Raw genomic sequence first — 12,553 nt, 5'->3', positions numbered from 1 at the left:
ACGGGTGTGCTCAGCCGAACAGGCCGCGGAGCCAGCCGAACAGGCCCGCCACCCAGAGCGTCAGGGGCAGCACCGCCACCGCGAGCAGGGTGTGCAGGACCTCGGCGGCACGGCCCCAGTAGGGCAGCATGCGGCGGCCGGGCACCGTCCAGGCGGCGATCACGAGTCCGGCGGCGGCGGCCAGCAGCACCACGAAGACCACCACGCGCGTGGTGCCCTCGGAGTCCACGGCCCAGGCGCGGGCGAGGAGCAGCAGCCCCCAGATGCCCGGGACGGCCAGGGTGAGGCGCTGCCCGATGTGCACCAGGCCGCGCGAGTGCAGGAGCAGCAGCAGGCTGAGCGCCGCGGCGGTCAGCACCTCGGGCAGGTTGGGGTGTTCGGTGAGGACGACCAGGGCGGCCGCGACGACGGTGCCGGTGGCGGCGAACAACGCGGCGACCCAGCGTCCGGCCAGTTCGGTGCGCTCGGCGACCTCGTCGCCCGCGTACGGTTCGATGCCCTCCTGGAGCTGGCCGGCCGACGAGGGCAGTGCGGGCAGCCGCATCCCGGCCAGCTTGAAGGCGAACGGCGCCACCGCTCCGGCGGCGAGCGCGACGACGGTGGCCACCACGGTCACCGCGGCCGGTACGTGCAGTCCTGTGTAGCCCATGAGCGCACCGGCGATCGCGGTGGCCACGGCGACGACAGCGGTGGCGAACAGGGCCGGGGCGCCGACCGCGGTGGCGGCAAGGGCGAGGACCGCGCCGCCCGCGCCCGCGGCGCCCGCGGCGAGCAGCCGGGCACCGGCGACGTGCGCCGCGTCCGGGCCGGTCAGGTCGCCGCCGGGCAGCAGCCACCCGGCCAGGGCCAGGCAGGGCGCGACCAGCAGGCCGAGGGCGGTCGCCGAGAGCCGGTCGCCGACGGCGCGGCTCGCGGACCCTGCGCCCGCGAGGACGAGAAGACCGGTCACGGCGGCGCAGGCGGCGCGGGTGGAGTCGGTGGCGGTGATGCCGGGCCACAGGAGCAGGACGAGGGCGGCCGCCACCGTCACCAGGGCGGTGACCACCAGCGTCCAGCGGGCGGCCGCCGGGCGCCAGGTGTGCAGGCGACGCCCCACGGTGTCGGCCATGCCGTCCACCAGGTCGTCGAGCCGGGCCTCGGGCAGGGCCTCGGTGTGCGGGCGCAGGTAGAGCACGTCTCCGTCGGCGAGTCCGGCGCGTTCGAGGGTGGTCTCCTCGTCGAGCGGGGTGTCACCGAGCCGTTGGAGCGACCAGCCCGCGTGGTCGAGTCCGGACTCGTCGGCCCCTTCGCCGATGTAGCGCAGCAGCGTGGGCAGCAGATCGGCGACCGGGACGTCGGCGGGGACGGCCAGATCGACGGAGACGCTGGGCGCGCGTACGGTCAGGCGGCACAGGGCCGCCACCACGCTGTCGGTCATCGGCTGAACTCTCGTCTTCCGTGGGGGGCTTTGTCGGAGCATTTCCCAAGAGGAACTTCTCCGAGAGGGACGTGCGAAGACTACGGAAAGCGCTCACGGTGACGAACGGCGGCCCCGCGCTGTGGAATTGAGCCTCGCGAGTCGACGGTCGCCTCGTCCCGCGTGGACAGGGCACGTTCCGTGAATGCAGACTACTGCCTACGCCCGCCGGGTCGCACTGCCGACCGGACTCCCTTTGTCCGGGCCGGACTTGCTCCTGGGGCGCGACTGCCCCGTTATGCGCCCGAAGTTTTCATCCGGTGTTCACCGCGCGAGCGGCGCCCCCGGAGAATCGCCGTGGTGCGGTCTTTTCCGAGTGCCGGTGCGCCGGTGCTCGGTACGGGCCGGAAAGTCAGTGAAACCGGAGGTTCTGTTCCTTGAGCGTGGTGCTGTTTCGCCGACCGGCCCGTAGGCGCGGCCCGGAGATGCCCGACGGGCAATTGACCCTCCAGGAGCCACCGGTACTCGCCGAGACGGTGCCGGACACATCGGCGATATGGACCTATTTGCCGATGGCACTGATGTCGGTGTCGATGATGCTGATGTTCCTGCGGACCGGCGGCAGCAACGGCATCTTCATGTATCTGGCGATGGGCGTCATGGTGATCGCCGCCGCCGCGATGCTCCTGGGACAGCTGATGCGCCGCGCCGGTGAGCGCAAGCAGCGCCTCAAGGGCGAGCGGCGCGACTACCTCCGCTATCTGGCACAGATCCGCAAGCGGGTCCGCACCACCATCGTCGAGCAGCAGCGGGCGCTCGCCTGGCGCCACCCGGAGCCCTCCTCGCTGCGTTCGGTGGCCCGCACCTCACGGCTGTGGGAGCGGCGTCCGGCCGACGAGGACTTCGGCGAGGTCCGGATCGCGGTCGGCGAGCAGCAGCTCGCGGTGGCACTGGAGCCTGTCTCCACCCGCCCGGTGGAGGACCTGGAACCGCTGTGCGCGCACGCGCTGCGCCGCTTCATCCGCGCCTACTCCACCGTCCCCGACCAGCCGCTCGGGCTGTATCTGCGGTCCTCGGCACGGGTGTTGCTGCGTCCCGAGGAAGCGGCCGGCGAGGAGGGGGCCGAGCGGGACACCGAGGCGGTGCGGGACCTGGTGCGGGCCGTGCTCGGACAGCTCGCGGTCTTCCACGCGCCCGAGGAGCTGTGGCTCGCGCTGTGCGTCAGCGACGAGCGGCGGGCCGACTGGGAGTGGGCCAAGTGGCTCCCGCACGTGCTGCACCCGCACGAGGAGGACGGCGCGGGCCAGGTCCGCCGGATCACCGGTGACATCACCGAACTGGACGATCTGCTGGGCGCCGAGTTCGCCGAGCGGCCCGGCTTCGACCCGGACGGCCGCCCCGGCCGCGACGAGCCGTACACGGTGGTCGTCCTGGACGGTGTCACCGTCCCCGAGGGGCACCGCTGGGAGGGCCACGGCTACCGCAACGCGCTGGTGCTCGACATCTCGGGCGCCCTGCGCTGGAGGCCCGGCCGCAACACACTGCGGCTGACCGTCGGAGACGGCCGGGTCAATCTGGTGCGCACCGACCGCAGCCGCAAGGAGCGCTCCGTGCCGCTCGGCACACCGGACCGGCTCGGCGTGCTCGGCGCGGAGGCACTGGCCCGACTGCTCGCACCGCGCCGCATCAGCCTGGGCGGCGACATCTCCCAACCACTGGACGCCGACGTCGAGCTGACCACCCTGCTCGGCATCCCGGACCTGCACCGGCACGACCCGCGGACCCTGTTCGAGCGGCACTCCGGGAGCAGCCGGCTGCGCGTCCCGATCGCGGTCGGCGAGAACGGCCGCGCGATGGAACTCGACATCAAGGAGTCCGCGCAGGGCGGCATGGGCCCGCACGGCATGCTCATCGGTGCCACAGGATCCGGCAAGAGCGAGCTCCTGCGCACCCTCGTCCTCGGGCTCGCCCTGACCAACTCCTCCGAGACACTCAACTTCGTCCTGGTCGACTTCAAGGGCGGCGCGACCTTCCTCGGCCTGGACGAACTCCCCCACACCGCGGCCGTCATCACCAACCTCGCCGACGAGGCCGCGCTGGTGGAGCGCATGCAGGACGCCCTGCACGGTGAACTCATCCGCCGCCAGGAACTGCTGCGCGCCGCGGGCAATTACACCTCCGCCCTGGAGTACGAGCGGGCCCGCGCGGCCGGCGCCGATCTGAAGCCGCTGCCCAGCCTGTTCGTGGTGGTCGACGAGTTCAGTGAACTGCTGTCCGCGCACCGCGAGTTCATGGATCTGTTCGTGATGATCGGCCGCCTGGGCCGCTCGCTCGGAGTCCATCTGCTGCTCGCCTCGCAGCGTCTCGACGAGGGCCGGATGCACCAGTTGGAGAGCCACCTCTCGTACCGGATCGGGCTGCGCACCTTCTCCGCCATGGAGAGCCGCGGTGTGCTGGGGGTCCCGGACGCGTACGAGCTGCCGGCCCAGCCCGGCAGTGGCTACCTCAAGTCCGGTGTGGAGTCGCTGACCCGGTTCCGTGCCGCGTACTCCTCCGGCACCTACCGGCGCCGCACGGGCGCCGTCGTGCAGGCCCGGGTGGCCAGCCAGGTGGTGCAGTGGACCAGCGGCTGGGTGGTGCCCCGCACCCTGGAGGCAGCCCCCGAGCCGGAGCCGGCCGAGGAGGAGAACGGCGACGAGCAGACCCTGCTCGACGTCGCGCTCGACAGGCTGCGCGGCTCGGGCCCCGATCCGCACCGGGTGTGGCTGCCGCCGCTCGGCGCGCCCTCGCCGCTGGACGAACTCCTGGGCGGGGTGGTGCCCGACGAGGAGCGCGGGCTCACCGCGGCGAAGTGGTCCGGCACCGGCAGGCTGCGCGTCCCGGTCGGCCTGGTGGACAAGCCGTTCGAGCAGCGCCGCGACCCGCTGGTCGTGGACCTGTCCGCGGCGGGCGGCCACGTCGCCGTCGCGGGCGGTTCGCAGAGCGGCAAGTCGACGCTGGCCAGGACACTGATCGCCGCGCTGGCCCTGACCCACACGCCCCGCGAGATCCAGTTCTACTGCCTGGACTTCGGTGGCGGTGGTCTCTCCCAGTTCGCGGGCCTGCCGCACGTCGGCGGTGTCGCGGCGCGCCTCAACCCGGAGCGGGTGCAGCGCACCGTCTCCGAGGTGATGACACTGCTCGCACGGCGTGAGCAGTTCTTCGTGGACCACACCCTGGACTCCATGCAGTCCTACCGGCGCCGCCGGGCTGCGGGAGAGTTCGCGGACGAGCCGTTCGGCGACGTGTTCATGGTGGTCGACGGCTGGTCCACGGTCCGCCAGGACTACGACGAGCTGATCCCCAAGTTCAATGAGCTCGCCGCCCGCGGCCTGAACTACGGCATCCACCTCATCGTCACCACGACCCGCTGGGTGGAGCTGTCGGCACAGGTCCGCGATCAGTCGGCCACCCGTCTCGAACTGCGGATGGGTGATCCGATGGACTCCGAGATCGACACCCGCAAGGCCCGCTCGGTGCCGCGCAGCGGCGGCCGCGGCATCACCGCCGACAGCAAGATGCACTTCCTGGCGGGCCTGCCACGCCTGGACGGCAGCGGCTCCCTGGAGGACCTGGGCGACGGTGTCTCGCACCTGGTCTCCGAGATCTCCCGCGCGTGGACGGGGGCCCGCGCCCCGCAGGTCCGGATGCTGCCGCACCAGCTCCCCCTGGCCGAACTCCCGGCGCCCGAGAGCACCGAGGGCGGGGGCATGCGGCTGCCGCTCGGCATCGACCAGGACGCGCTCGAACCGGTCTGGCACGACTTCAGCCGCACTCCTCACCTGGTCGTGGTCGGCGACACGGAGAGCGGCAAGACGAACCTGCTGCGCCGTGTCACGGACGGCATCGTCAGCCGTTACGCCCCCAACGAGGCGAAGATCATCGCAGTGGACTACCGCCGCACCCTGGTCGACGCCGTCCCGGCGGAGTACCGCATCGGGCATGTGATCTCCCTGGACAACCTCACGGAGACCGTGGACGGCGCGGCGCGCGCGCTCAAGACCCGAGTGCCGGGCGCGGACATCGCCCCCGCGCGGATGCGCAAGTGCGACTGGTGGAGCGGCCCGCGGCTGTTCCTCCTGATCGACGACTACGACATGGTGTCCGGCAACTCGTTCCAGAACCCCTTCGAGCCGCTCTTCGAGCATCTGGCCCTCGGCTACGAGATGGGGCTGCACGTGATCGTCGCCCGCAGCGCGCTGGGCGCGGGACGCGGTGTCAGCGACGCGCTGATACGCCGCCTGGACGAGGCCAACAACCCGGCGGTGCTGCTGTCCTGCCCGCCCACGGAGGGCCGCCTGTTCGGCAACACGAAGCCGCTCAACCTGCCGCCGGGCCGGGCCCTGCACATCGCCCGCGGCCGGGCACGGCTGATGCAGACGCCGCTGATGGCGGAGTCACCGGAACAGGAGAGCTGAACCGGCTGACACACAAAGGGAGCGGGGGCCACCTGTGGTGCCCCCCCCGCTCGCCCGTTCCTCAGGCGCTCACCGCGGGCCCTGTCCTGCCGGGCGCCAGCCGCGGGCGCGGGCCCGGGGCAGTGCGAACGCCAGCCAGCCGACCAGCAGGACGACGGCGGAGCCGCCGAGCAGCAGGACGGTCGCCCGGCCCGTGGCCCGCTCGGCGTCCGAGGTGTCGCGCACGGTCACCGGTTCCGAGTCCCTCTCGGGGCCGCCGGAACCGGACGTCCCTGAGCCGCCGAGGACCGTGGTGACGGCCGCGTACGGGTCCAGTTGCGGGGTGTCGGCCGGATAGGCGGTGGCGGTGAGCCGCTGGGTCACCTCGCTGGCCGAGTCGTCAGGGCGCGCGGCGCGCACCACGGCGGCGGCGCCGGCCGTGAACGCGGTGGCCGCCGAGGGGCCGCCGCCGAGGTAGTGGCCGGTGCCGCGGGCGCCGCCCGAGACCACCGCGACGCCGGGTGCGGCCAGGTCGACGCCCTCGGTCGGCAGCGCGTCCTTCGGCCGGGAGCCGTTCGGCAGCATGTCGGCGACGGACAGGACACCGGGCTCGGCGGCCGGCCAGTAGCGGCGGGCCGGGACCTCGTCGCTGCCGAGGCTCTTCGGCGGGTCCGGGGTGGCCGCGGCGACCACGACCGCGCCTCCCGCGCGGGCGTCGGCGATCGCCCGGCTCAGCTCCTTGTCCCGCTGGGGCAGCGCCACGCCGATGGCGATCACACCGGCGCGGGCCCGGGCCGCCGCGCGGACCGACGATGTCACGAGCGAGGCGTCGGCCCGGCCGTTCTTGTCGGTGCCGCGCAGCGCCAGGATGTCGGCGCCGGGGGCTACTCCGGCGAGCCGGGTGCTTGCCCCGCCGTCACCGGCGATCAGCCCCGCCAGGAAGGAGCCGTGGCCCACGCAGTCCTCCCCGGCGGCGCCGGACGCGGTGACCCGGCCGTCGAGCCCGGCGGCGTCCTTCGCGACCCCGGTGTCGATCACGGCGACGGTCACGCCCGCACCGGTGCCTTCGCGGCGCACCTTGTCCAGGTCGAGGCGCTGGCGGGACCAGTCCTGCTTCTTCGCCCGCTCCTTGGAGGCGGGCACACAGGACGCTGTGCCGTACTTCGTGTCGAGCGTGGACGGCATCGCGGGCAGGGCCTGGCCCTTCTCGCCGTCCGCCACCGGCAACCGCGGCGGGGCGGCCGGCGCCGGCGGAGCCACCGACAACAGGAGGGCGGCGGCGGCCGAAGCGCCCCAGAGCGCGCGTACGGGCGGCCTCATCGGCGTGCCGCCTTCGGCCCGGCGGTGGTCACGTCGTCGGGCAGCAGGATGCGCAGGTCGTCCAGGGTGGGCGCGGCCAGTGAACTGAGCCGTCCCGCCTGCCGGGTGACCATCGAGTCGACCACCTGACGGGCGAGCCGGGCGTTGCCGAAGGAGCGGTCCCTGGGCAGCGCGTCGAAGTACTCCTTGAGCAGCGGTCCCGTGCCCGGACCGCACTCGTAGCCCATCGCGGAGGCCTGGGCGCGCACGATGGTGACCAGTTCCTCGGAGGAGTAGTCGGCGAAGGCGATCCGGCGCGGGAAGCGCGAGGACAGGCCGGGGTTGGAGCCGAGGAAGCGCTCCATCTCGTCGGTGTATCCGGCGACGATGACGACCACCTCGTCGCGGTGGTCCTCCATCAGCTTCAGGAGCGTGTCGACGGCCTCCTGACCGAAGTCGGCGCCGCCGCCGCGCGGGGTGAGGGTGTAGGCCTCGTCGATGAACAGCACACCGCCGCGGGCCCGTTCGAAGACCTCCTTGGTGAGCTGCGCGGTGTGGCCTATGTAGCGGCCGACGAGGTCGGCGCGGGCCGCCTCGACCAGCTGACCGCGCTCCAGGATGCCCAGTTGGGTGAGGATCTCGCCGTAGAGGCGGGCCACGGTGGTCTTGCCGGTGCCGGGCGGTCCCGTGAAGACCAGGTGGTGGCTGAGCGAGGGCACCGGGAGTCCCGCGGCGGCCCGGTGCCGGGCCGTGGTGATGAGGTTGACCAGGTCGGCGACGTCGCGCTTGACCTCGGACAGACCGACCATGTCGCCGAGGCGGGTCAGCGGGTCGTCCTCCTGGACGGCGCTCCCGCCGCCCTCGGCGCCGGCCGTCGCGGACACGTCCTCGGGCAGCAGCAGCCGCAGATCGTGTTCGGAGACCTGCTGCTGGGTGGCGAGCCGGACCGCCTGCCGGTCCACCATCTCCTCGAACACCCCGCGCGCGGCGCGGCCGTTGCCGAACCCGGCGTCGCGCGGCATCGCCTCGAAGTGCGCGGCCAGCGCCTCCGCGGTGCCCTCCCCCAGCTCGTACTGGTGCTGGGCGCACATGCTCTGCATGATCGCGACCAGGTCGGGCACCGAGTAGTTCTCGAACTCGACGGTGCGTGAGAAGCGGGAGGCGAGGCCGGGGTTGGAGGCCAGGAACGCGTCCATCTCACGGGAGTACCCGGCGGCGACCACCACCACGTCGTCGCGGTGGTCCTCCATCAGCTTCAGGAGCGTGTCGACGGCCTCCCGGCCGAAGTCGGCTCCGCCGTTGCCGCTGTCCGCGGCGAGGGTGTAGGCCTCGTCGATGAACAGGACGCCGCCGAGGGCCCGTTCGAAGGTCTCGGTGGTCTTGATCGCGGTGCCGCCGACGACCTGGGCGACCAGATCGGCCCGGGACACCTCGACGAGGTGGCCGCTGCGCAGTGAGCCGAGCTCGGCCAGGATCGCGCCGTAGAGGCGGGCCACGGTCGTCTTTCCGGTGCCGGGCGGTCCGGCGAAGATCAGGTGCCGGCTCATCGGCGGGGCGGTCATGCCGAGCTGCTCGCGGCGCTGGGCGAGCTGAGTCAGGCTGACCAGGGTGCCCACCTGCTGCTTGACGTTCTCCAGGCCGATCAGCGCGTTGAGCGCGCCGAGCGGGCCGTCCTCGCGGTCCGGGGGCGGCGCGTCGGCGGCGCCCGAGCCCGCCGGGTCGGTGTTCTCGGCGCTGCCACTGCCCCAGGCGTCGCGCTTGCCGTTCCCGGTGCTGTTGAGGCCCTCGACCGCGAGCCGTTCGCCGGGGGCGGTCTGCACCAGGCCGCCGCCCTCGTTCTCCCGGGCGGTGCAATTGACCAGCGACACCGGGGCGGTGGACTCCACCCGGAAGCCGTCCTGGGCGCCGCCGTTGGCCTCGCAGCCGCTGAGCGAGGCGAGCGAGCCCTCACGGAGCAGCCAGCCGTGGCCCTTGGCGGCATGCACGGTGGCACGATTGGCGGTGAGTTCTCCGCCCCCTGCGACGGCCACGCCCTCCTCGGCCGGTGTCTCGACGCGGAAGTCGCGGACGGTGACGTTGCCGCCGTCCTCGACGACCAGTCCGCTCTGCCCGGCGTCGGAGACGCCGCCGCCGGCCAGGTAGAGGGTGCTGCCCGCGGCCACGCGCACGCCGGTGCCGCCCGGTCGTACGATCTCGCAGTCCTCGGCGCGTCCGCGGGCGTTGTCGGTGGCCGCGATGCCGTCGCCGTTCGGTTCCACGAGGCGGGCGCGACGCAGCAGCGGGTTGGCGCCGCCGCGCACGGTGACGGCGGGCGAGCCGCCGATGACCTCCAGACGGTCCAGCTCCGGTGCCGCGTCGTCCTCCAGGAGCAGTCCGCTCTGGTCGGCGTCGCGGACGGTGAGTCCGGTCAGCGCCGGGGAGGCTCCTCCGGCGACGCGGAGGGCGGCGCCGCGCGTGCCGTCCACCCAGCAGTCCTCGAAGGTGCCGCGCGAGCGGTCGGTGACCAGGATGCCGTTGCCCCGGCTGCGCGAGACGCGGCAGCGGCGCAGGACCGGGTCGGTTCCTGCGGCCAGCGCGATCCCGTTCCCCGATGCCCCGGTGACGCGGACGTCCTCCAGGGTGGTGCGGCCCGCGGTGCTCAGGTGCACACCGGTACTGGTGTCGTGCACGACGGTGCGGGCGACCGTGAGGGCGGAGTTCTGCTCCAGGGCGAGGGAGGGCTTGTCGGTGGAGGAGAGGTCGCAGTCCTCGACGGTGCCGCGGGACTCGCCGTTGGCGAGGATTCCATTGCCGCGGGCGTCGCGCACCGTGCAGTCACGGATCCGGGCCTCGCCCTGCTCGGCGATGACCAGGCCGCTGGTGCCCAGGTGCTCGAAGGTGCAGGACTCCACGGTGGTGGGCACGGTGGAGGTGATCACGACGCCGGCGCCCTGGGAGTTGCTGACCCGGCACTCGCGCAGGGCGAGCGAACCGGTGCCGCCGGCCAGCATCGCCGTCCAGGCGGCGCCGATGATCTCGCAGCCGTCGAACGCGGCCTGCCCGCGCCGTACGTCCACCGCCGGCAGCTCCGGATCACCGCCGCGCAGGGTCACCTCGGAGATCATCGCGGCGTCGGCGCGCAGCGCGATCACGCTGCCCGTGCGCGGCCGGATCTCCACGGTGCCGCGTCCCTCGGCGGCGGAGAGGGTGACCCGGGTGGAGATCACCAGGTTCTCCGCGTACGTCCCGGGCCGCACGCTGACCAGCGCGCCGGTGCGGGCGGCAGCGAGTGCCTCACCGATGCTCCGGTAGCGGTCCCCGGTTCCGGGTCCGACCGTCAGTACCTGGCGCGACACGCACCAACCTCCTTGCTACGGCGGCGTCTTGGATCTGCTCCCCCGGACCTGGACATCCGGTCAGACGCTCCACTTCTGTGCGTCCGCGCCGTTGCAGGTCCACAGCTGCACCGGGGCCTTGTTGTCCGGGTTGCTGCCCTTGATGTCGACACACTTGCCGACAACGGTGTTGACCAGGTCGTGGGCCTCGTTCAGGACGAACTTCTGGGCGTCGTTGCCATTGCACCGGGCGATCTGCATCGGGGTGCCCGGGGTGAAGTCGGCATTGGCGACGTCCAGGCACAGGCCGTGGATCCGGACGGTGCCGTCGGAGGCGAACTGCCATTGCTGTGCGGGGCCGTTGTTGCAGTCCCACATCATCAGCTTCTTGCCGTCGGTGAAGTCGGCGGCGGGCACGTCGAGGCAGCGACCCGCGAGGTGGCTGCGCAGGGCCATGGGCGCGCTGAAGGTGACGTTGCCCGCCTTGGCGGGTGTGTTCTTCTCGCCCTCCGGCTTCTTCGCCGGTGCCTTCTTCCCGGCGGGCTCGCTCTTCGGCTTGTCCGTGCTCTTGCCGGACTCGGCGGAGGGCGGGGCGGCGGTCGCACCCTTGCCCGAGCCCTTCTTCTCCGCGTCCTTCTTGTCGTCCTTCGGGGCGCTGGCGCTGGGCGTGGCCGTGGACGCCGAGAACGCCCCCGGGGCTTCGGTCTCGTCGCCGCCGAGGACGGTGCCGGCCGCGGTCGTCTCCTTGGGGCCGTTGTCGTCCTTGTCACCGCCGAGCACCAGGAACGGCACGGAGACGAGCAGCGCGCCCACGACCGCCGCACTGGCGAGCACCGCCTTCCCGGGGCGCCCCACCGCCGCGGCGGACCGCGGCTTGTCGATGGCCGTGGCGGACATGGTGCGCACGAGGGCGGGAAGCCGACTCTTGGCCTCGGTGGCCGCGCCGGGATCCGTCTCGGCGCCCGTCCCCGCGTCGGGCTCGGCATCCGGCCCGGTGTGCGTGCTGGGCGGGTCCGTCGTCGCGGCGTCGGCGGCGGTCGAGCCCTTCCCTGGCTCGGCCGGGGCACCGGGCTCGGCCGGGGCACCGGAATCCGCCCCGGTCGCCTCGGGCGTGGCGGCGGGGCCGGAGGCGGCGCTCGCGGCCGGGGCCGTCTCCTCGCCGTGCGGCCCGGTCTCCGCCGTGGCGGACGTGGGGGGTTGCTGGGCCGAACGCGTCACGGGGTCCTCCCTGTGATGTGGGGCCGGGGTTCGGGGCCGAGCAGGCGGTCCGCCGGGACGAGCAACGGTGCCGCCGCCCCGGCGTTGGCCAGCAGCAGGGCGCCGGATCCGCTCAGAGTCCGGGCCAACTCCCGGGCGGGAAGCCTGTCATGGCGAAGTGTTGCGGGCATGAACTCGTGTGCCGCGGAGGTGAACAACAGCACCACCTGTTCCCCGTCCCGTCCGGCCGCCGTGAGCGGGGCGCCGTCCGGTGCGCGGACCACGGTGACCTCGGCGTCGGCGAGTGCCTCGGCCGCGTCCTCCGCCGCGCCGTACCCGGTGGCGGCCCGCTGCGCCGCCGCGTCCACGGGGTCGGTCGGCTCGGGCCAGCCGAGCATCCGGGCCGACGGCCGGTACTCCGGATTGGCGCGGAACTCACCGACGTCGCCGCCGTCGTCCGACCGCCATTCGCCGAGCACCGCCCACTGCGGCGGGGGCAACTCCTCGGTCCACTCCGGGTCGGCCACCCCGATCCAGTGCCCGGGCGCGCGGCGGGCGGCGGCCCGCACGGCCTCGGGTATCGCGGGGGCTTCGGCCGTGTCCGCGACAGGGGTGACGGCGGCCTCAGGACGTTCGCCCGGGCCGGGTCCTTCGGGCGCCCCGGGCGAGGCCTCTCGCCTGCCGTCCTGCCGTGCTTCGGGCCGCATCTCCACCTGAACTCTTTGGTTCCGTACGAATTCCTGGGTGTGCCGCACGACATGGGCACACGCCGACACAGATCAGGCGTCAACAGGATGCCACACACGTCCCTTCGGTATCGGACCGAGGGAGACCCGTATCGAGCCGCAACCTGCCCGTTTGCCGCCCGACTGCGGAACTTACCGGGAGCAGTGCGGCGTTGGCGGACATAG

Annotated in this window: 6 protein-coding genes; 1 reads left to right on the top strand and 5 read right to left on the bottom strand. The window is 73.2% G+C overall.

Going from position 1 to position 12,553, the window contains the following annotated elements; all coding sequences use genetic code 11:
- Positions 1-10 precede the first annotated feature (10 nt).
- Positions 11-1,417 carry a type VII secretion integral membrane protein EccD gene (eccD, locus tag ACNYS0_RS41430; RefSeq protein WP_422481868.1) on the bottom strand — a complete coding sequence of 469 codons (1,407 nt, stop codon included), beginning with the start codon at positions 1,415-1,417 and terminating at the stop codon, positions 11-13.
- A gap of 464 nt (positions 1,418-1,881) precedes the next feature.
- Between eccD and eccCa the strand changes: the two genes are divergently transcribed.
- A complete protein-coding gene (gene eccCa, locus ACNYS0_RS41425; RefSeq protein ID WP_422481866.1) occupies positions 1,882-5,853 on the top strand; it encodes a type VII secretion protein EccCa in 3,972 nt (1,323 codons plus the stop codon).
- Positions 5,854-5,922: 69 nt separating this feature from the next.
- On the opposite strand, the gene ACNYS0_RS41420 is transcribed toward eccCa, so the two are convergent.
- The 4 genes from ACNYS0_RS41420 to ACNYS0_RS41405 are packed head-to-tail and all read right to left on the bottom strand — an operon-like array spanning position 5,923 to position 12,349.
- The gene (locus tag ACNYS0_RS41420) at positions 5,923-7,152 is read right to left on the bottom strand and encodes a S8 family serine peptidase (RefSeq protein ID WP_422481864.1); all 1,230 of its coding nucleotides are present in this window, start codon (positions 7,150-7,152) and stop codon (positions 5,923-5,925) included.
- Complete coding sequence (locus ACNYS0_RS41415; RefSeq protein ID WP_422481862.1) at positions 7,149-10,466, bottom strand: right-handed parallel beta-helix repeat-containing protein; 3,318 nt, start codon at positions 10,464-10,466, stop codon at positions 7,149-7,151. Before ACNYS0_RS41415 ends, ACNYS0_RS41420 begins: the two co-directional genes overlap by 4 nt.
- Before the next feature lie 60 nt (positions 10,467-10,526).
- Entirely contained in the window at positions 10,527-11,663 is a 1,137-nt protein-coding gene (locus ACNYS0_RS41410) for a ricin-type beta-trefoil lectin domain protein (protein ID WP_422481860.1), read from the bottom strand.
- Positions 11,660-12,349 carry a type VII secretion system-associated protein gene (locus tag ACNYS0_RS41405; RefSeq protein ID WP_422481858.1) on the bottom strand — a complete coding sequence of 230 codons (690 nt, stop codon included), beginning with the start codon at positions 12,347-12,349 and terminating at the stop codon, positions 11,660-11,662. Before ACNYS0_RS41405 ends, ACNYS0_RS41410 begins: the two co-directional genes overlap by 4 nt.
- Between the last annotated feature and the right edge of the window lie 204 nt (positions 12,350-12,553).

This window comes from Streptomyces anthophorae (assembly GCF_049310305.1).
Taxonomy (GTDB): Bacteria; Actinomycetota; Actinomycetes; order Streptomycetales; family Streptomycetaceae; genus Streptomyces.
The sequence above is the reverse complement of the archived record's forward strand: the minus strand, read 5'-3'. Positions and strand labels throughout refer to the sequence as shown.